Raw genomic sequence first — 20,223 nt, forward strand, 5'->3', positions numbered from 1 at the left:
GGGTGTCAGTGGGCAAAAGCGGGTTGACAGTGGGGGGCGAGTCCATACATAGGAGCGAGCTTGCCTCGCGATCTTTTAAAGATCAAAAGATCGCGAGACAAGCTCGCTCCCACACGTTCACGTTAACCAGCAGTCACCTTTGAACCGCGTAGGTCCTCAAAAAACGCCTTGCCCTTGGGGATCCGGTCAGAGGCCTTGGGCATGTTTGGCCCTTGGGCGTCCTGGCTTTCCAGATACCAATAGCAATGCGTCACGGCCCGGGTGATACCGACATAAGCCAGTCGCAGGATTTCGTCCTTCTGCGCCGCATCGTAAGGGTCCGGCTCGCCGTCTTTGCCAAGGCCCGCCATGCGGTAGACCTGATTTTTGTACGGTGACGAGGTCAGATGCTGGCAATCGCCCAGCAGGAAAACAGCGTCAGCCTGCAGGCCCTTGGAGCTGTGATAGGTCAGTTGTTTAAGCCTGCGATCTTCTGGCGCCAACCTCGAATCCACATTAACTACAGACTGTATATCCTTTTCAATCAGCAACTTATCGCTGCTTTTTCGATACAACATTAAGATCCGATCGCCCGCGTTGTAATGCTCGGTCAATCGGGCGGCCAAATCCTGATCGTCCCGATTGAGGACATTCACCGGCACGGGCTGCTTGGGCTCGCCGCTGGCCTTGGCGCGCTTACCGGCAATCGACGGCGCCGCGCGCACGATGTGCTCAGCCGCGTCGATGATGTGTTGATGGCTGCGGAAGTTATCGCTGAGCATCACGCGCGTGGTGGCAGGCGACGGGAATTCTTTGTTGAACTCCATAAAGTACTTGGGCGAACTGCCGCGCCAGCCATAGATCGACTGCCAGTCATCGCCTACACACAGCAGCGAGGAACGCTGAGCGCCCCGCCCGACGTGCATTGCAGGGCCACGGCTACGGATTTCACGCAAGCTGGCGCGCAGCCACGAGACGATCTGCGGTGATACGTCCTGGAACTCATCGATCATCAAATGCGACAACGGCCGCAGTTGCTCGTGGCTCAGCAGCTTGAAGTTCTGCGGCGTGTTCTCACCAAACAACGAGAACATGCGGTTGTAGGTCATCACCGGCGGCGTTTGCGCCAACAGGTGGTCTTCCAGCGCCCGCCAGTAAAGGCTCAAGGCCTCAAAGAAGAAACGGTCCGGGTCATCCTTGGCAAAGCGCATCTCGCCCACCGCCGCTGCCACGTCGAGCCCCAGATTCTCGATAAAACTGGCGGCCGTAACAAAACAATCGAGCAACGGCGCTGAAGTCAGCTCGCCCTTGAGCTTGTAATCAAAGCCCGGTCCGGCACTGGCATCTCCTGCCAGCGAAGCAATGACTCGCTTGGCATCTGCATAACTTTCTAACCAAATCAGCGGCTTACTGCAAAAAGCTCGAAACAGTGTTCGCTTTACAGCCCACTCGGCACGTACCGTCAGTTTGGCCCCGGGCCGGGAGATTTGCGGGTTTTCACGCGGATCAAAGCCCAACACAACCCAGGCATCCAACTGCGGGATATACCCGTGGCAATGGAACTTCGAACCATTGATCTCCAGGGTTTCCCGGTTCGGCTCAATCCCTTTGATCGGCCAGGCCCCGGCGGCAAACCACAAGTCTTCAAGGGTGTCGCACAGCTCTTCATCGCGCTTGGCTGCCAGTTCGGTGACCGCCATGCGTTTTTGCACATCCGGGTGATCACGCTCCAGCTCCTTGAGCTGCAAGGCATGCCGACACAACGGCGCCAGTGTTTCGCGAAAACGCGCATCGCGGGTGTACAGCCCGTGGTAACAGGCATTGAGCTGCTGACGCTGAGCGTCGTTGATGCGTAGATCAAACGGGTTGCTGTCGGCGTCGTCTTCACTCAGCAGGCTGCGCGAGTTCAGGGTTTCGAAGGCCTGCAACTGACCATAGCCGGGCAAGCTGCGCACCATCGGCAAGATCCGTGAGTGGAAGGTCCGAACCACATCGCGGGCCTCTTTAAGGCTCAGGGTGCGGCCCCACAAGGCGAAAATCTCTTGCAGCTTGCTGATGAAGTCTTTGCGCGACTCGCGGGTGAAGGTCACCACCGTCATGGAGTCGAGTTCAAAGCCCAGGTAGTGAGTCAATAACAGGATGCGCAGCACCAGCGACGTCGACTTGCCCGCCCCGGCGCCAGCAACCACGGAGGTCGACGGGGTGTCACTGAAGATCATCTTCCACTGCGCTGCGCTGGGCTGTGCGTGCGCGGGCAACAACGCCGCGACATCGGCCTTGATCTGCTTTTTCAACTCAGGGCTCAACGGCAGACGCCAATCGTCGAACAGATTGTCATCAATCCCCGGCGCACGCAGTACCTGCGGGCGGGTGTCGCTGATAAACAGCACTTGCCGCCCTTCTTCCAGCCCTTCGGTGTGCCCTTCCTTGAAGCCGTAATCGAAGCCTGAAGTGTGCCCGCTGCGAAATCCGTCAGCCTGCCCTTGTAACCACGACGCTGCATGCTGGGCGCGCAAACGGCTTAATCCGTTGCCAAACAGGCGTGCAGCCAGGCGCTTAAGCCAGGGCAGTTGGGCTTGGGGGACAAGTTGTTCGGGCACTTCGGGGGTCTGTTGCGTCACGCTGACTCCATGGGGTGAGGCTGTCTGGGCACAAAGGCTATGGTCGCCGCATTACGCGCAGATTTCTAGCTAATTGCTTGAGCATCAGTTGCTTAGGGCTTGTTATGCAGGTAAACCCCACCAGGTAAACAACCTGAAACATCAAATAAACTGATAGCTTTTAAGCATTTTTTGCGCTTTTTATCGATATGTTCATGTAGGAGAATCAGCTCCATCATCAATCGGGTAACCGTTTACACCCTTCCGGCGACCTGAACAGGAGAAGAATCATGCTTGAACTCAGACCCTTCAACACCCTGGGCGGCGCACACCACGGTTGGCTGGATGCCCATCACCATTTTTCGTTCGCCAGTTATCACGACCCAAAACGGATGAACTGGGGCAACCTGCGCGTCTGGAACGACGACATCATCGCCCCCGGCACCGGCTTCCCGCAGCACCCGCACCGCGACATGGAGATCATTACCTACGTGCGTGAAGGTGCGATCAGCCATGAAGACAACCTGGGCAACAAAGGCCGCACCGAGGCCGGGGACGTGCAGGTGATGAGCGCTGGCACCGGGATTGCCCACAGCGAGTACAACCTGGAGTCGACACCGACCAAGATCTTCCAGATCTGGATCATTCCTGACCAAGCCGGCCAGGCACCGTCATGGGGCGCCAAACCGTTCCCGAAAGGCCAGCTAGAAGGCTTTGTGACCTTGGCCAGCGGCAAACAGGGCGACCACGAAAGCCTGAGCATCCGCGCTGACGCCCGCGTGGTAGCCGCCAACCTCAAGGCCGGGGAAAGCGCCGAATACCGCCTGGACAGTGGCCGCCGTGCTTATTTGGTGCCGGCGACCGGCGTGATTGAAGTCAATGGCCTGCGCGCACACGCCCGCGATGGCGTGGCCATCGTCGACGAAAGCGTATTGCGGGTGACGGCGATAGAAGACAGTGAAATCGTGCTGGTGGATGTGGCCTGATATCACCGACACACATTTGCCTCGCGATCTTTTCGAAGATCAAAAGATCGCGAGGCAAGCTCGCTCCTACAGGCGACTGTTGGCTTCAGGACGTGGCTAGCGCCTCGGCATTGGCCTTGCGCCGCTGGATGACATACCCCAACACCGCCAGCGGTGCCGTCGCCAGCATCACTTCGACGGTGATTTGCAGCGGCTGACTGATGTAGGTCGACACCAGCAAGCTGCTCAGAAAACACAAGCCAAGCTGTAAGGTGTTTTGCAGCCCGGCCGCTTTGCCCGAGTTTCCGGCAAAGGGCATCAGTGCATTGGCCACCACAATCGGGTAGCTCGCACCGTTAACCAGCGCCATCAGGCAAAACGGTATCAGCAAGGTCGCCAACGTCGGTTCGGTTTGCGTCGCCACCCAATACAACCCCACCATGCTCGCGCAGTACGCCACCAGTAGCCATGGCAACAGCGTGCGGCCCTTGATGCGCTGCAAGGCACTGCGGCAGCCATAACCACCGGCCATAAATGCCAGCGTCGGCAAGGCGTAGCTCAAGCCGATATCACTCGGGCTGAAACCCATGTCTCCCAGAATGAACGGCGACGCGGTCAGCCAGGCAAAGAAACTCGCCGAGCACGCCGCAAACATCATCACGTTGCCGCTAAAACTCGCCGAGCATAGTAGCTTCCAGTAGCTGACCTGAGTTGCTTGCGGCGTGCTAACCACGCTACGGGCTTTTTCTTTGAGCAGCAGCGTCGGCACGATCAGCAGCAACGCCAACCCCAGCAACACCGCAAAAATCGCCTGCCAGCCTAAATGGTTGAGCACCACGGCGCCCAACAGCGGGGCCAATGCAGGTGACAAGCCCATCAGCGGCATGATCCCGGCAAACACCCGGTTGGCTTTGTCAGACGGATAGCGATCGATCACCAGCGCTTGCCAAGTGACCGCCGCCGCGCAAATGCCGATGGCCTGAATAAACCGCAGGGTCAGTAACAGCGCGGCATTGTCGACAAACAACATCCCCACGCAGCCCAGGGCAAACATGGACAGGCCCGCCAAAAGCACCGGCTTGCGCCCCAAGCGGTCAGACAGCGGCCCCCAGAGCAATTGCCCAAAGGCGAAACCGGCCAAAAAGATACTCAAGCTCGCGCCCACGGCCCCGGCCGAGAGGCCCAATTCGCTGCGCAATGTGCCGAAAGCGGGCAGGTACATATCCATCGCCAGATAGCCGAGCATGCTCAGCCCGGCGAGATAACAGGTAAAACCAAAAGAATTCTTCATGTGCACCCAAAACTTGCCATCAAACAATTTGTTGACTGACGCGCATTATCCGGCTGAGGATTGCCTTGTGAAGCGAGAATTATTGCCTGATGGCATCAAATATTTCGAAGGCAAGCTATGTGGTCTGAATACTCTCTGGATGTCATTGATGCAGTCGCCCGTCACGGGAGCTTCAGTGGCGCCGCCCAAGAGTTGCACCGGGTCCCCTCCGCCGTCAGTTACACCGTGCGCCAGCTGGAGCAATGGCTCGCTGTGCCGTTGTTTGTCCGTCGTCACCGGGATGTCGAGCTGACACCCGCCGGGCGCGTGTTCGTCAAAGAAGCCCGCGATGTGATGAAAAAAATGCTCGGCACCCGGCGTCTGTGCCAACAGGTGGCCAATGGCTGGAGCGGCCAGTTGCGGGTCGGCGTGGACGCCATCGTCAAACAACCCCGCTGCCAGCAAATGCTGCTGGATTTCTACCGACACTTTCCCGACGTGGAATTGCTGGTGCATTACGAGGTGTATAACGGTGTGTGGGATGCCCTGGTCGACGGGCGTACGGACATCGTCATCGGCGCGACCCGGGCAATCCCCGTCACGGCCAGCTTTGCCTTCCGAGATATGGGTTCGCTGCACTGGCTGTGCGTGGCCAGCCCGGCACATCCTTTGACGTCACTTCAGGGCCCGTTGAATGACGAGCAACTGCGCCCCTACCCGTCATTGTGCATGGACGACACCTCGCGCAGCCTGCCCAAGCGCGACACCTGGACACTGGATAACCAGCGACGAATGATGGTGCCCGACTGGGCCACGGGCCTGGCGTGCCTGTGTGACGGATTGTGCGTTGGCATGGTGCCTGCGCATCTGGCGAAGCCCTTGATTGCGCAAGGTCATCTGGTCGCCCTGCCGTTGCAACGGCCATTCCCCTCCAGCCCTTCGTGCATCGCCTGGAACCAGACTCACCAGTCTCCCGCGATGAGCTGGCTGCTGGAGTATTTGGGCGATACGCCGACCTTGAACCTTGAATGGCTCAACGAACAGGACGTGGAGGAGCAGGATTTTGAGGCGCAAACAGAGAGGTCATGAAGGTTAGCGTTTTGACGACATGGTTTTCACACCACTTTCACATCGTCAGGGCTAATTTGAACCTACTCCTTTAGTGAATCCCGTTCAGCCCGCTCCCCCCAGCGGGCTTTTTTTTGCGCGCGAAAAACGCTTTTAATCTTCCAGTGCCTTAACGGGTTTGGCAGGTTTTACGGGCTTTGCAGGCTTGGTGCCTTTACCCGGTTTTTCTGGAGGGACAGCCTCTGGCGGCGCCTGGATTTCTTTCTCGCTGGCCGGCAAAGCATCGATGGTGGCGAACAATTTAGGCAGGTCGGCATCGCCCTCGCCTTCAAATTTTCTCTCTCCGTCCTTGCCGATCAGGAACACCTTGGCATCCTTAATAATCATCCCTGGCTTGAGACTGCGTATCAGGGACATCGTGGACTGCGTTTCTAGGTCTTTGCCATCGCGCTTGCCGGCAATACCGACAACCTCATACAGCACCAGACTGCGGTCCTTGAAGCCCTGCTGAATCGCCGGATCCTCCAGTTCCTTCTTGAGTTCGGCCAGTGTCGGGTCATTCGGTTTGAGGGCAACAATGACTAACGGGCGGGACTTGCCGCGATCCTGTTCAAGTGGGCTGGGAACCTCAATGGCTTGGACCGTGCTGGTGGCCAGCACACTGGCGAGGATCAATAAACGGATAAACATCCAGATCTCCTTTTCTTATCGGACCGGGTCCGCGAATGTACCGCCAAGGGCCTGAAACCCTCAGCGCTGAGCCTGTTGTAGGAAGCATAGGCGCAACCGGGCTTTTGGACTTTGCCTTTCACGTTTAGTTATTGCAACCACGCCTAAATATCTTGAAATACCTGAGTCATCAGTTGGTTTTAGCCGCAGAGCGACGCTTGGCCCGGTAATGGCGAATCAGGCCAATACCCACCATCACTCCGATGACACACAGCGCAATCGGCAAACGGTATGGCTTAAGGTCGCCAAAAACGCCTTGCAGAAACTCCCCGGCCCAATACCCCGCATTGACGAACAGCGTTGCCCACACCACTGCGCCTAACAGGTTGATAAAGGTGAATTTCAACGGCGACACCTTGCTCGCACCGATTACCATCGGCCCGACCAGGCGCATGCCGTAGAGAAAACGCACGGAAAAAATCGACACCGTCGGGTACTGGTTGATTAGCTGCGATACCCGATCGATGGCGGCTTTCTGCTTGTGCAGTCGGGGCAGCAATCGCTCGCCAAAATAGCGCCCGACCCAGAACAACAACTGATCGCCGAGCATCCCGGCCACGCTGGCATAACCGATCACCGGCAACAGTTTGAGCACATGTTGGTGCGCTGCCATCCCTCCCAAAATCAGGATGGTCTCACCTTCAAGCAGGCAACCAATAAAGATGGCCAGATAGCCATAAGTGACCAGCAAGTGGTTTAGATCGATGTGTTCAAACATGTGCGCTCTGGCGCTCCATTCCAATAAAAAATGTTACTGCTTCCTGCAAGAGGCGCTTTGTTCAGTGCGTGTGCCGGTGATGAATATCCGGAAAATGCGGGTGACTGTGCTGAATCGGTGCATGTTGATGCGTATGACTGTGCGCGATGCCCGCAGGTTCATCCCCATCATGTTCATGCTGATGGTGCTCGTCATGGGTGTGCCGGTGCGTATGCTCCAGCGGTTGATGCTGATGCAGGTGAGCATGGGATTCGGTCAGGTGCAGCCACACCCCGAACAGCATAAAAGCCGCAGCCAGCCAAAACAGCAGCGAAACCGACTCGCCCAACACCAGAATCGAAATGGCCGCGCCCAAAAAAGGCGCCGTCGAAAAATAAGCCCCGGTGCGTGCCGCACCCAGGCCACGCAGTGCCAGCACAAACAGCACCAGACTCACGCCATAGCCTAAAAAACCAATCAGCAGGGTTGGCGTCAACACCTGCACCGGCACCCATTGCGCGCCCAATGTGAACGCGACCGTGCAATTCACCAAACCTGCGAACAAGCCTTTGGAACCGGCGATATACAACGAATCAGAAGCCGATACTTTGCGCGTGAGGTTGTTGTCTACCGCCCAGCATAAACAAGCGAACGCCACCGCAATGGGCCCCAGCCACGACTGCGAAACATCCGGGGTGTGCTCGGCTGGCCAGGACAACACAAGGCCACCGGCGATAATCGCCAACATGCCCAGAACAATTCGGCGGTCAGCATTTTCCTTGAACACTACCCACGCCAACAGTGCAGTCAGCACCGGTTCGAGGTTGAGCATCAGCGACGCGGTGGCGCCACTGGTGCGGGTCAAGCCAAACATCAGGGCAACCGGCCCCAACACCCCGCCGAACAGAATCGCCCCGACCAGCCACGGCCATTCGCCAGCAGGCAGCCCCGAAGGTTTCCAGCCACGATCGCGTAGACAACGCACCAGCACCAGGCCCACTCCGCTGCCTAAATACAACAAACCGGCCAACAGCACAGGCGGCACCTCAGCCCCTAACACCTTGGCCAGCGGCGTGCTGGCGCCGAACAGTGCGGCCGCAGCCAATGCATAAATCACGCTGGTATTCATGATGCCAACCCGTTCAGGACCTGAGTGCATCCTAGCCTACCCATGCAGCCCTGAACGACAGCTAACACTGGTTATGACTTATGGCGGGATCACTCACAAAACCCAAGGTTGCTCCCGCTTTACAACAGGACTACAGAGCCGGGTACGCACTCACAAAAACAGGAATTGTCTGAATGACGCCCGAGCCTTGTCTATTTACATTAAAAATAGACAAGGAGAGTTTGGTCATGAATACCCTGAACGTTGTAATTTTTTGTGCAAGCCCTGTAAAAACCAAAGCCCTGACTGGTTTACTGAAGGCGATCGGCATTATTAATATTCATGCACCCGAGAACGATAGTGAACCGACTTCATTCACGCCTCCGTTTGTCGAACTGGATGTCGTTATCTGCGATTCATTTAATTCACTCAAAGAACTCAGCTACTTGAGGGATCTGTGCGAATACTTTTCATTTTTTTCAGTCATCGAATCAGAAAAACTTGAAAAACCGATGAAATGGGGCGCAAGCAACCTGGTGACACACTATAAGAAACATCATTTGGGGCGCTACGAAGACGACATCAGCAAAGTCAAAATACACAGCCTGCTGAAAAAAGCGCTTACTTTAAAAGACATCGCTAAAAACAACGTATTCAAATCAGGTGTCGAGCAAGAAACACTGAAACAGATACTTCATAAGGACATGGACTTTCAGCCCCCTTTTCAGGACGTACAGGCCGACCGTGTAACCGCTTACTTCCAGCCTCAATACTGCGCATTGACGAAAACGATTACCGGCATCGAAGTTATCGCGCACTGGAGCCACCCGGCTTATGACAGGCTAAGTACCAACCATTTTAAGCACGACACTCCTGAACACATCGTTCACTGGGCATTGTTCTCCTGCGCGTTGTCCAATGCCATTCAACTGCACCGCCACACCCTGAATATCGACCCGACTATTCTTTATACGTACATCATTGATGCTTCCTTGTTGAAATCCAGGCATTTCGCCAGCAACGTTTTGGAAGCATTGAAAATATTCGACATTCCACTGCACACCATAGCGCTCGAAATTTCAGGCAAAGTTGACACGCCCATGAGTCTCGAATACATCGACAACATCACAACACTCATGAACTGCCAAGTTGGATTATCACTGGGAAATTTCGGCGCCAGTGACTCACCTTTCGATATCCTCGCCGACATGCCCTTCACACAAATAAAGCTCAATACCAACTTCGCTTTAACAAACAGCTCCATCAAAAAAAATCAAATCATCAGTTCGATAATCTCCATGGCGAAATCACTCCATTTAAAAGTCATCGCCAACGAAGTTGAGACAGAGAAACAATTCGCGCAGCTTCAACATTTAGGCGTTGATGCAGCACAGGGTAATTTCTTCCACCCTCCTATGACAGGCGAGCAACTGCTCACCCTTTTATTGGACAACACTACAACCTACTAAAAACCGGGCCTGTTCCTGCTTCATTGAGCGCGCAATAAAACTGAACCAGGCCCGGCTTTGCGTGGCAAACCGCTTAGTCTTCTGGATTATTCTCGGCCAGGGTTTTATTCAAATACTCCTTGATGGCCGCCTCAGGCGCACCCAGGAGCTGTGTATTGAACGACTGACCATCAGCCGATCGTGCGGCCAACAAACCCCATGCTTTTTTCTTGTCGGGGCTGAAAATAACAATCAGCTGATTATCCGCACAGTCATGGGGCTTACACATCTGGCCCAGGGTGTATTTCTGCCCATCGATGACCACTTCTTGCAGCGGCGTCGAAGTGCCTTGGCCGGTGCGGACCCATTCAGGGAATGCCAGCATGTCCTGGTAGGCCTGTTTGTACGGGCTCTTGCCCGTCACATCAAACAAGTATTGTGGCGTCTGTGCATTGGCAACACCTGACAGTAAAGAGGCTCCCACAAAAGCCAACGTAATAGCTGTTTTCACTGATCTACTCCTTTTCGACACACTCAACATCGTTCAATCCAGTAATTGATAACTAAAGGTATGGCATTGATTGAACTTGCACTGAACCCCAACCGAGACAAAATTGACCACCCCGATTGCAATCACATAAAAACTGAGCGCCCACGCTATAGTCTTCAGGCCCGGATAAAGCCCAATGCGTTTATCGGCAATCTGCTTATTGGCGCCCCAGATGATCAGTTGCAAAGCGATCGCGGTAATCAGACAGAGCGCAATAATCACTGACCAGACCGGCATATGCAGGCCAAACACCGCACTACCCACGTAGGCATGCCCTGGGCGCGGGTAGATATCCAGCAAGGTTTGCCGAACCGAGATAATCAGCAGCAACACCGAAAACGCCAGGCAAATGCCGGTATTGAACCAGGAGTACCCATGCCGCAATTGCTGCATGATCCCGAAACAAACACCCAGCATGGCCGCGCGCTGCAACAGGCACAGCGGGCAAGGCAACTCACCATCGACATATTGCAGGGTCATGGCAGTGGTCAATATCCCCGCAAGCACCGCCATCATCCCCAGCAAATAGACATAGAGCAGCGGCGACGCGTACTCACCCCACCCTGCCGCTACTTTATTAGAAAAACTACTCATGGCATCCGGCGCTCCATCGCTGGTTTTCGAGAAAACTTGATCACGCACGTGTACTGGCCGGGAACTCATCACCCGCATTATTCACCTGAATCCAGGGCATTCTGTAGCCATATTCCGGGCTATAAATTTCCCAGAGAAATACCTTGATGGCCAAAACAAAAAACACAAACAGCAGTATCAGCGCCCACTTCCTGCGACCAAACCACCCCACAACCAGCGCCAATGCAAGCACGGCAAAAACGACAAACATCATGGCGGCATCAACTCCCTTTGATTAACCTTGCACTGCATTAGCGCTTACCGAAGAGGCGACTCGCTTTAAATGGCAAAACTGAAGAACGCCAAGGAAATCAGGGTAGACCAGCACTTTTTAAAAGCAAGATGCCCTAGTGCTCACGCTCTACCCTTCACCGAACCTGGAGAACCATCCGCTTCAAGGTTAGTCCTCGATGCCGCTGGTATTCGCCGTCAGGCCATATTTTTTGTAAGGGGATGCTGGCTGTGCCTGGCCCATAAACCTCGACTGCCAATGCGCTTTTAAACAAACCCGCAGCAATCGCTAGCCCGAGCAGCCGCTCTGTCTTACACACAATCGCGATAAATCCGACCAAACCTTTCCGCTAGTTCCCTAGCTCTCTGATTTTTCGACGATTTTAATCGAGGGGATTTCAAAAAAACTTCCTTAAAAAGCACTAACCAACTTGCCTCAACGTCGCAGGATCTATATATTCGTCCACCTGTCACGCAGGCTACTGAGTACTTTGCACGTCAAAGCACCTCCTGCATGACCCGCTTTACAGCGCTACCGCCCGAATGGCGAAATTGGTAGACGCATGGGACTTAAAATCCCCCGTTCGAAAGGACGTGCCGGTTCGATTCCGGCTTCGGGCACCAAACAAATCAAGGGCTTGCACGCTTTCGGCGTGCAGGCCCTTTGTTTTTTGTTCCGCAAAAAGATGGGATGTTCCGAATTCTTGATTGGCGCCCCTCCGGTGTCTTGCCAGCGCAGCGGCCCGTGTTGGAGTGGCTGTCTGACCGCCCCGACTGCCACTAGCGAAATTTCACGCAGCGATGGCTTCGTTAGCCTCGTTCATGCACTGTTCAAGGCGTTAGTTTTGGTCGTTCACCCTAAAAACCAGGCGGAATATAACCGGGAACGTAAGGAATATTCTGGCACTTGCCATGCAGTATTTTCCCGTCCTGAATTTTAAACAGGACTATTTTCTTGGCCTGATTGACCGTCGCTTCCAGTTTGCAGTCCGAGCCATGAACCACTTGCTCATAATATTCCGTATGAGTCATGCCATTAGCTCCATGGGTCATGGATGTACCGGCCGCTTCGGTAGTCGTCCACTGAGAGGTTTTGTACCACGTCATCACAACGAGTTTCTCTCCAGCAGCATCTTGCGTTGCTTTCATCGTATCGGGCCTGCCGAATAAATTCAGTGCCTCCTGGGCATCGCGACCTTCCCAGCGATTCTGAGCAATCAACGAACAGCCGCTGGCCAACATAAAAGCGGGCACTAGCATTATCAAAAAAACCGTTTTAAGCCATTTATAAACTTTCATTTCATCTCACCAGGACCGTGCGGCTTATCATTACCCAACATCTGCTCCAACTCTTGCATCGGCGTTTTCGGCGGTGCTTGTAACTCCGCGATAGTTTCCAGCAGCTTTTTATGAGTGAACTTCCCCAACGACAACATGCCGTTGAAGACTCGATCCCGCGGATTACATACAAATCCAAACGTGTATAACAGTGCATTATCGTCCAGCGTGAGCCACTCATTGGACACTTCCAGATCCCGACGTACGTTGCTGGCTCGATCAGTAGATGTGCCTTTAACAAAACGAGCCCTGTGTTTGGCGCATTGAACTTCAACTGTATAGACGTCCACCAGCGGTTTTGATGGATCAGCGAAGATCTGGCTAACCTCGACAAACTGTGTACCGTCCTTTTTAACGGGTGGTGTCATGGAAGTGAGGTCGGCGACAAACACAATGTTGTTTTTCCCCGTGCCGACGCTGTAAACAAGCCACCAGTCGCCAACAGGGTCTTTACTGTCGGCCAGTACTGAATTAAACCCCGTCAATAACGACGCCAACACTATTAGCACACCACCCAACCTGAATATCCCTGACATACACTTACCGAACCTTCCAGAATAATGAGCAGACGTTAAATATTTTTGCTTTTAATCAAAGCACGTAATATTTCGAACATTACCAATACAAGAAAAACGATAACATCAAAACCCTCTTCTTCAATTAGCACACCTGTACTAATCCGACCCTAAGTTGAAGAGCGACTCGCCATTATCGTCAGACTGACCAATACTCAGTGCACTCGGTCAATGAAGGGCGGCACATGGACATCACCATTCATCGAAAGAAGGGGTTTCTAAACAATGCCTTTGGCCGGAGCGCGCCACTTGCCGTCTTTTTTGAGAGCGCTTGTGTAGGCCGATTGGCAACTGGCGAGACCTTGTCCTTGAGCCTTCCGGACGTTAACGGAACGTTACAGGTCGGCCTTCTGGACGCCAGAAATTCGCCCTACATCGGGAGCGCGCATCAATCGCTCGTATCGATCAGTAATCCGCTTGCAATTTCACCCAGCCCAGCCATTCAGGCGTTTTCAGTGAGGACTCGGGTATGGGTTACTTTTGATGTGATTGATTTGGCGTATTGGGGCCCACTTCGGCGCTGGATATTTGCGCTCGAGCGCCGTGCTGAAAGATGAATCAAATCATGGCTGACGAAACATGAGTGGTGCAGGAACTGCCGAAGGCTGCGATCTGTAGATCTTGAACATCAAAAGATCGCAGCCTTCGGCAGCTCCTACAAGATCTCTGCAGGGCGTTCCCTCGACTGTTCACACGCCTCTCTCTGACGCTGCATCGCATCCGGGGCCATGGGGGCGGTCATCATTGATCGGTAGGTCATGCACGCTTGGGTGTCGTTAAGTTCGGGCTGTTTTGGCTGATTCGCCGAGCATCCGACCAGGATGGTCAGTGCTGCCAAGCCTATGATTTTTTTCATTCTCTCCCTCCGTTTCGACGTTGGCTGTAAAACTGTCAGCAGACGAAGTTACTTGGACTCGATGGCCCGCCGATAGTTGAGTGTAAATTTACGTATCGGCGAGGGTCTGCCTGAGAAAACTCAAAGCATCTTTGAAGATCTGATGCCAGTTGTCTGACGGTTCACTCATCAACGGGTGCCAAAAAAACCGGAATTCATGCCCTCCGTCATCGTCAGCAAAATGTGCCCACGTCTCGGGGAGTTCCTGGTCAACATGACATTCATGAAACGCCCAAGTGTGCCCCGTTAGCGTCGATCGCCACTCGCCCAGAGCGTGTTTTGCAGTGGCGGTAATCCCCGCTTCTTCGAACAATTCTCGTACAGCTGCCACGTCGGTCGGCTCTCCCGGTTCGACGCTGCCTTTGACCAGTTGTAAGCCTGCCAAAGGGTGCTCAAACGCAAGGATTTCCAGCGTTTGAGCACGTCGTAAGACCACCGGGCACGCTTTGTCTGCTGTCATGCAATGACTCCTTTATTGTTGAATTTCAGGGGCGTGTCGGGCGCGCAGTTTATGGCGAATTCCAACCTCGCGCGCGACCTCCAGATGGCAGTCACAGCACTCGCCAAAAACCTCAAAAACACCTGCAAAACCCCTGTATCCACGGGCTTTCTTAAATTTAATTTCATCTGCCAAACCCCGCTTTTGACTCCGAACTGTCACATAGGAATCGCCTAATTATGTGAAGCGTTTGACGCTTTAATTTCAGAATAATGACGGAGACCGGGATCAATGAAGAAGTTAGTAAGCCCTATGGTGGGGGTCGCCATGGCGAGCTTTATGCTGTCAGCACACGCCGACTTTATCGATGACAGTCACGCCGATCTAACCCTGCTTAACCGTTACCTCAATCAACAGGGTCGCGATGTAGTTAACAGCAACGCGAAGGCCCACAGCATTCGCGATTGGGGCCAGGGCTTTGAATTCAACTTCAAGTCTGGCTACACCGAAGGTCCGGTTGGTTTTGGTCTGGACTTGCAGGGGTTTTATGGTCTGAAGCTGGACTCCGGTGGTGACCTCAACGACAAGTCTCATCAGGGTCGTTATCCGGGCAGTATGTTCCCGCTGGATGATGGCAAATCTGCCGATCAGTTCGGCGTTCTGAGCCCTACCTTCAAAATGCGCTTCGCTAAAGATGAGTTGCGTGTGGGTACGCTGTACGGCAACAACCCGGTCCTGGCCAACACTGACGGGCGCCTGTATCAGCAGACCAACACCGGTGTGCAACTGGTGTCCAAGGACCTGACGGATTTCACCTTCACTGCGGGTGACATTCTCAAGACCAAGATCCGTAACGAAACCGGCGATCAGGGCATGATCACCGCTGGCGGTACCAAAGAAAGCGATCGCTTCCTGTTCGGTGGCGCCGACTACACCGGCTTGCCGGGCACCACCGTCAGCCTGTGGTATTCCAACCTTGAGGATTACTACCAGCAGTTCTTCCTCGGCGCCAAGCGCCATGACGCGGTGGCTGTAGGTGCCTTTGACACCGACATCCGTCTGTACCGCAGCCTGGGTGTGGGCGGCAACGCCGATGGCGACAAAGACTATGCCGCTGCCGGCCTGTATGACAATGGCGCCTCCAAGGGCCGTATCAACCAGTCCACCGTCAGCCTGCTCGAAAGCTACACCCTGGATGGTCACACCGTGGGTCTGGGCATCCAGAAAAACAGCGGCGACAGCGACTTCCCGTACCTGGACTCCGGCTTGAACAGCGGCGACAACCGTCAAGGTCCAGGCTCGGGCGCCGACACTCCGGCCCTCACCAACATGCAACTGAACAAGTTCCAGCATGCGGGCGAACGCACCTGGCTGGCGCAGTACAAATATGACTTCAGCAAGCTGGGCGTAAACGGCCTGACCTTCGCCACGTCGTATGCCCACGGTGATGACATCCGTACTGCGCAAGGCACCACCAGCGAGTGGGAACGCAACGTCACCCTCGCTTACCAGATCCCTACCGGCACCTTCAAAGGGCTGGGTGTGACCTGGCGAAATGCTCACGCCAGCCCGGACATTACTGGCGCGACCGTGCAAGACGAAAACCGTCTGTATGTCAGCTACGTGGTTCCACTCTGGTAGTCGACACACCCCGTCAGCAGCCACAAAAAAGGGCCTGCACGCTTATCGCGTGCAGGCCCTTTAGCTTTACAGCAGCGTTTACATGCCGAGCCAGTTCGGCAGTGCCAGCGACACAAACGGCACGTACGTCACCAGTATCAAGAACGCCAGCATCACCAGCAGCCACGGCGACACCGCACGCACCACACGGGTCAGCGGCATGCCCGTGACCGCCGAGGTCACAAACAGGTTGAGCCCGGTTGGCGGTGTGATCAATCCGATCTCCATGTTCACCACCATGATGATGCCCAGGTGGATCGGGTCGATGCCCAGTTGCATGGCAATCGGGAACAGGATCGGCGCCAGGATCAGGATGATCGCGGACGGCTCCATAAAGGTACCCGCCACCAGCAACACGACGTTGACCACCAACAAGAACTCAATCGGTGTAAAGCCCTGCTCAACCACCCAGGCGGTGATCGACTGCGGGATCTGCTCGGTGGTCAGCACGTGCGCAAACAGCATGGCGTTGGCGATGATAAACATCAGCACCACGCTGAGTTTGCCCGCCTCGACAATCACCTTCGGGCATTCGCGAAAGGTCATGTCCTTGTAGATGAAGATCGCCACAAACGCCGCATACACCGCTGCTACAGCCGCAGCTTCGGTCGGGGTGAACATGCCGGAATAAATACCGCCCAGAATGATCACGATCAGCATCAAGCCCCAGCCCGCTTTGCGACCTGCGGTGACGATTTCCTTGAACGACGCTCGCGGCAGCGCGGGCATGTTTTTAACCCGCGCGAGGATGTAGATGGTGATCATCAACACCACACCCAGCAACAGCCCCGGAATCACACCGGCCATAAACAGCTTGCCCACCGAGGTCTCGGTCGCGGTGGCGTAAACCACCATGACAATCGACGGCGGAATCAGAATGCCCAACGTACCGGCGTTACACACGATACCGGCGGCAAACTCCTGTTTGTAGCCAGAGCGCACCATCCCGGCAATCACGATAGAACCCACAGCGGCCACGGTTGCCGGTGAAGACCCGCTGAGCGCCGCAAACAGCATGCAGGCCATGATCGCCGCAATCGCCAGGCCACCCTTGATATGCCCCACGCAGGCGTTGGCGAAGTCGATCAAGCGACGGGCCACACCGCCGCTGGTCATGAAGGCGCCAGACAGCAGGAAGAACGGAATGGCCAGCAGCGTGTAGTGCTCGCTGGTTTCGAACAGCTTGATGGCCAGGGAACGAACTGAGTCGTTGCTGTAGAACAGGATGGTCATGGCCCCGGACAAGCCCAGGGAAATCGCCACCGGGATGCCGATAAACATCAGCACGAACAGAGCGACAAATAGAAAGCTGATAGTCATTTGGCGTTCTCCGAGGTGTCGTTTTCAGCCAGTTTCACGGCCTCATCCACTTCACTGTGCAAGCCCAGCCCTTGCTGCTTGCCCTGCACGACGCGAATGAACACCTGCAGAAAGCGCAGGAACATCAAAGCAAAGCCGATTGGCACGATCATTACGATCTGCCACTGGCGAATACCGAAACGGTCGAGGTCTTCAGCGCTGGTGCCGACGGCATAGAGCGTGGCGACCCACTGTTCGCTGGAGTAAGCCATGAGTGCGCAATAGCCAAGGCAGATCACCAAGGCAAGCAACGCCACGCGCCGCTGGTTCTCAGGACTGAACTGGCGTACCAGCAAATCGATACCGATATGCGCGCCAATGCGCACGCCCCAGGCCAACCCGACAAAGATCAGCCAACCGAACATGGCCTTGGTCAGCGCCACGCTCCAGGTCATCTCCTGGGCGATATACAGAATGCCGTCGCCGATGCTGAGCATGGCGTCGTTGGCGAAGGGCAGAGAATCGCCCAAAGAATAAAAAACACCGTAAAGGTTGTTGAAGACCACGTAGGAGAACGTCACCAGGGTCATGCCTGCAAGCAGGAATGCCACCAGTACTTCTTCCACACGATTCCAGACACGAAAAAATGCCTGCATGGGTAATCTCCCCTTGAAAGAGCGGTCGCAAAGCGACGACTAAAACCAATGAAGCCAAGGCGCGACAGACCTTGCAGGCTGTCGCTTTAGCCATTGACGCTGCCGCCGGCAAGCGCTTGTGCGATTACCGGCGGCACTTCAGGTCTTAACTGCTTTGGTTGGATTGCTCCGCTGCCTTGATCAGGTCGACACCGATGTCTTTTTCGAATTTTTTCCAGACCGGGCGCATGGCTTCACGCCACTCTTCGCGCTGTTCAGGTGTGAGGGTGATGACTTCGCTGGTGCCCGAATCGACGATGGTTTTTCTGGAGGCCTGGTTCAGTTCCTCGGCCTGTTTGTTCACCTCGACCGTGACCTCAGTCATGATCTGATCCAGTGACGTGCGCACATTCTCTGGCAGGCTGTTCCAGAACTTGGTGTTGGTGATCACCATGTAGTCGATGGCGCCATGGTCAGACTCAGTGAAGTACTTCTGCACCTCGTTGACCTTCTGGCTTTCATAGTTAGACCAGGTGTTCTCAGTGCCGTTGACCACCCCGGTCTGCAGCCCTTGATACACCTCTGCAAAACTCATCTTGCGTGGTGCCGCGCGCAACGCCTTGAACTGCTCATCCAGCACCGCCGATGCCTGCACCCGGAACTTCAGGCCGCGTGCATCCTTGGGCTCGTACAGCGCCTTGTTGGCCGACAATTGCTTCATGCCGTTATGCCAATAACCAAGGCCGGTAATGCCCTTGCTTTCCATGGACTTGAGCAGCCCCTGGCCTTCAGGGCTCTGCTGGAAGCGGTCGAGCGCATTGATGTCGTTGAACAGAAATGGCAAGTCGAAGATCTGGATCGGCTTGGAGTAATGCTCAAACTTGGCCAGCGATGGCGCCAGCAACTGCACGTCGCCGAGCAACAGCGCTTCCATCTCCTTGCCGTCACCAAACAGCGACGAGTTCGGGTACACCTCGACCTTGACCTGGCCAGGCAGGCGCTCTTCAGCCAGCTTTTTAAACATCAGGGCGCCCTGCCCCTTGGGCGTGTGTTCGGCAACTACGTGGGCGAATTTGATACTGATGGGATCTGCCGCACTTGCCAGACCGGCATACAGTGGCAGGGCGCAGGCCAAAGCCTTGAGGGTGTGTTTAAACATGGGGCATGTACCTCTTGTTGTTATTGTTTGGTCGTGCTTAGTTTTTCGTGGTGATGCTTTTGAATCAGGCAGGCGTCACGCCGGCTCGATGTAATACCTGGCGGGCATGGCCGATGACAGGCGCGTCAACCATCTGCCCATCGACCACATAGACCCCGCCGCCAGCCGCCACCGCATCCAGCACCCGGCGCGCCCAGTCCAGCTCTTCAGGGCCGGGCATAAAAGCCGCGTGAATCAGTGCCACCTGGCTGGGGTGGATGCACAGCAAGCCGCCAAAGCCCATGTCCCGGGCATCGGCAGCCATGCAGGTCATGCCTTCGGTGTTTTTAATGTCGGGGAAAACGCTGTCCAGCGGCGGCGACAAGTGCGCCAGTGTGCTGTGCAAGACAATGGCGTAGCGCGCCTGATCGAGCATGCGCTGGGCGCCAGCAGTGCCACTCATCAAGCCAAGGTCGAGGCCCAGATCCAGCGCCCCAAAACTCAAGCGCGCCACCCCGTGGGCACGGGCAATGGCCGGCAACTCAAGCAGGCCTTTGGCGCTCTCGATGATGGGCCACACGGGCTTGGCGCAAGCCGCCACCCGCTCCACCTGCTCAGCGCTTTCGGCCTTGGGCAGCAGCACGGCGACCACGCCGGGGTAGCGAGCACATAAGGCCAGATCAGCGGCCTGCTGCTCATGCGCTGGCGCATTGATACGCACCAGAATGCGCGCCTGTGGCTTAGCCTCCAGATACGCCTGCAGATTGTTGCGCGCTTCAACCTTGAGGTGTTCCGCCACAGCGTCCTCAAGGTCGACGATGACCGCATCGGCGCCACTGCCCAGCGCTTTGTCGATGCGCTCTGGCCGGGTGGCCGGCACAAACAGTGCCGAGCGAATAGTACTTCTGTCCATGAACTGCTCCATGCAGGGGGTGTGAGGCGCCTG

21 protein-coding genes and 1 tRNA gene are annotated in these 20,223 nt (G+C 55.4%); 6 read left to right on the forward strand and 16 right to left on the reverse strand.

The features are described 5' to 3' along the window. Nucleotides 1-122: 122 nt before the first annotated feature. Nucleotides 123-2,600 (reverse strand): UvrD-helicase domain-containing protein, encoded by a 2,478-nt coding sequence (locus tag GHO25_RS20545; RefSeq protein WP_178110164.1) that lies wholly within the window; start codon nt 2,598-2,600, stop codon nt 123-125. Between the two features lie 269 nt (nt 2,601-2,869). On the opposite strand from GHO25_RS20545, the gene GHO25_RS20550 reads away from it, so the two are divergent. Then, entirely contained in the window at nt 2,870-3,565 is a 696-nt protein-coding gene (locus GHO25_RS20550; RefSeq protein WP_153392060.1) for a pirin family protein, read from the forward strand. Between the two features lie 85 nt (nt 3,566-3,650). Here GHO25_RS20550 and punC read toward each other — a convergent pair whose 3' ends face one another. Next, nucleotides 3,651-4,835, reverse strand: a complete 1,185-nt coding sequence (punC, locus tag GHO25_RS20555) for a purine nucleoside transporter PunC (RefSeq protein WP_153392062.1) — start codon at nt 4,833-4,835, stop codon at nt 3,651-3,653. Between the two features lie 117 nt (nt 4,836-4,952). On the opposite strand from punC, the gene punR reads away from it, so the two are divergent. Next, nucleotides 4,953-5,903 (forward strand): DNA-binding transcriptional activator PunR, encoded by a 951-nt coding sequence (punR, locus tag GHO25_RS20560; RefSeq protein ID WP_153392064.1) that lies wholly within the window; start codon nt 4,953-4,955, stop codon nt 5,901-5,903. A gap of 132 nt (nt 5,904-6,035) precedes the next feature. Here the strand turns inward: punR and GHO25_RS20565 are convergent, their stop codons facing one another. The 3 genes from GHO25_RS20565 to GHO25_RS20575 form a co-directional block, all read right to left on the reverse strand. Then, entirely contained in the window at nt 6,036-6,572 is a 537-nt protein-coding gene (locus GHO25_RS20565) for a DUF4174 domain-containing protein (RefSeq protein WP_153392066.1), read from the reverse strand. A 169-nt stretch (nt 6,573-6,741) separates the two neighbouring features. Further along, on the reverse strand, nt 6,742-7,329 hold the full coding sequence (locus tag GHO25_RS20570) for a DedA family protein (protein WP_153392068.1): 588 nt from the start codon (nt 7,327-7,329) through the stop codon (nt 6,742-6,744). 61 nt (nt 7,330-7,390) lie between these two features. After that, nucleotides 7,391-8,437: a DMT family transporter gene (locus tag GHO25_RS20575; RefSeq protein WP_153392069.1), complete on the reverse strand. Its 1,047-nt coding sequence runs from the start codon at nt 8,435-8,437 to the stop codon at nt 7,391-7,393. 227 nt (nt 8,438-8,664) lie between these two features. On the opposite strand from GHO25_RS20575, the gene GHO25_RS20580 reads away from it, so the two are divergent. Then, on the forward strand, nt 8,665-9,885 hold the full coding sequence (locus GHO25_RS20580; RefSeq protein WP_178110165.1) for an EAL domain-containing protein: 1,221 nt from the start codon (nt 8,665-8,667) through the stop codon (nt 9,883-9,885). A gap of 73 nt (nt 9,886-9,958) precedes the next feature. On the opposite strand, the gene GHO25_RS20585 is transcribed toward GHO25_RS20580, so the two are convergent. Genes GHO25_RS20585 through GHO25_RS20595 form a run of 3 tightly spaced genes read right to left on the reverse strand, consistent with a single transcriptional unit; the run spans nt 9,959 to nt 11,261 of the window. Further along, nucleotides 9,959-10,375, reverse strand: coding sequence for an Ivy family c-type lysozyme inhibitor (locus tag GHO25_RS20585; RefSeq protein ID WP_372240955.1), 417 nt, complete (start codon nt 10,373-10,375; stop codon nt 9,959-9,961). A 33-nt stretch (nt 10,376-10,408) separates the two neighbouring features. Further along, nucleotides 10,409-11,008, reverse strand: a complete 600-nt coding sequence (locus tag GHO25_RS20590; RefSeq protein ID WP_153392076.1) for a disulfide bond formation protein B — start codon at nt 11,006-11,008, stop codon at nt 10,409-10,411. Between the two features lie 40 nt (nt 11,009-11,048). Next, nucleotides 11,049-11,261 carry a hypothetical protein gene (locus GHO25_RS20595; protein WP_153331013.1) on the reverse strand — a complete coding sequence of 71 codons (213 nt, stop codon included), beginning with the start codon at nt 11,259-11,261 and terminating at the stop codon, nt 11,049-11,051. Between the two features lie 554 nt (nt 11,262-11,815). Here GHO25_RS20595 and GHO25_RS20600 point away from each other — a divergent pair. Continuing rightward, nucleotides 11,816-11,902, forward strand: a tRNA-Leu gene (locus GHO25_RS20600). A 234-nt stretch (nt 11,903-12,136) separates the two neighbouring features. On the opposite strand, the gene GHO25_RS20605 is transcribed toward GHO25_RS20600, so the two are convergent. Both GHO25_RS20605 and GHO25_RS20610 read right to left on the reverse strand, forming a co-directional pair. Then, the gene (locus tag GHO25_RS20605) at nt 12,137-12,577 is read right to left on the reverse strand and encodes a hypothetical protein (protein ID WP_153392078.1); all 441 of its coding nucleotides are present in this window, start codon (nt 12,575-12,577) and stop codon (nt 12,137-12,139) included. Next, nucleotides 12,574-13,152, reverse strand: a complete 579-nt coding sequence (locus GHO25_RS20610) for a hypothetical protein (RefSeq protein WP_153392080.1) — start codon at nt 13,150-13,152, stop codon at nt 12,574-12,576. The genes GHO25_RS20605 and GHO25_RS20610 overlap by 4 nt, the downstream gene beginning before the upstream one ends. 224 nt (nt 13,153-13,376) lie before the next feature. Here GHO25_RS20610 and GHO25_RS20615 point away from each other — a divergent pair, with 224 nt between their 5' ends. After that, a complete protein-coding gene (locus GHO25_RS20615) occupies nt 13,377-13,748 on the forward strand; it encodes a hypothetical protein (protein WP_153392082.1) in 372 nt (123 codons plus the stop codon). 98 nt (nt 13,749-13,846) lie between these two features. On the opposite strand, the gene GHO25_RS20620 is transcribed toward GHO25_RS20615, so the two are convergent. Together GHO25_RS20620 and GHO25_RS20625 are read right to left on the reverse strand one after the other, a co-directional pair. Then, nucleotides 13,847-14,047, reverse strand: coding sequence for a hypothetical protein (locus GHO25_RS20620; RefSeq protein WP_153392084.1), 201 nt, complete (start codon nt 14,045-14,047; stop codon nt 13,847-13,849). Nucleotides 14,048-14,135: 88 nt separating this feature from the next. Next, nucleotides 14,136-14,546: an NUDIX domain-containing protein gene (locus tag GHO25_RS20625; RefSeq protein ID WP_048370061.1), complete on the reverse strand. Its 411-nt coding sequence runs from the start codon at nt 14,544-14,546 to the stop codon at nt 14,136-14,138. Between the two features lie 291 nt (nt 14,547-14,837). Between GHO25_RS20625 and GHO25_RS20630 the strand changes: the two genes are divergently transcribed. Beyond that, entirely contained in the window at nt 14,838-16,166 is a 1,329-nt protein-coding gene (locus GHO25_RS20630) for an OprD family outer membrane porin (protein ID WP_082148729.1), read from the forward strand. A gap of 78 nt (nt 16,167-16,244) precedes the next feature. Here the strand turns inward: GHO25_RS20630 and dctM are convergent, their stop codons facing one another. From dctM to GHO25_RS20650, 4 genes are all read right to left on the reverse strand, one after another. Then, complete coding sequence (gene dctM / locus GHO25_RS20635) at nt 16,245-17,525, reverse strand: C4-dicarboxylate TRAP transporter large permease protein DctM (RefSeq protein ID WP_153392086.1); 1,281 nt, start codon at nt 17,523-17,525, stop codon at nt 16,245-16,247. Continuing rightward, nucleotides 17,522-18,160 carry a TRAP transporter small permease gene (locus tag GHO25_RS20640; protein ID WP_048370054.1) on the reverse strand — a complete coding sequence of 213 codons (639 nt, stop codon included), beginning with the start codon at nt 18,158-18,160 and terminating at the stop codon, nt 17,522-17,524. The genes dctM and GHO25_RS20640 overlap by 4 nt, the downstream gene beginning before the upstream one ends. Nucleotides 18,161-18,305: 145 nt before the next feature. Next, complete coding sequence (locus tag GHO25_RS20645; RefSeq protein ID WP_153392088.1) at nt 18,306-19,298, reverse strand: TRAP transporter substrate-binding protein; 993 nt, start codon at nt 19,296-19,298, stop codon at nt 18,306-18,308. Between the two features lie 64 nt (nt 19,299-19,362). Beyond that, nucleotides 19,363-20,190, reverse strand: a complete 828-nt coding sequence (locus GHO25_RS20650; protein ID WP_153392090.1) for a CoA ester lyase — start codon at nt 20,188-20,190, stop codon at nt 19,363-19,365. Nucleotides 20,191-20,223 lie beyond the last annotated feature (33 nt).

It is taken from the genome of Pseudomonas sp. FSL R10-1350 (genome assembly GCF_009600525.1).
GTDB lineage: Bacteria > Pseudomonadota > Gammaproteobacteria > Pseudomonadales > Pseudomonadaceae > Aquipseudomonas > Aquipseudomonas helleri.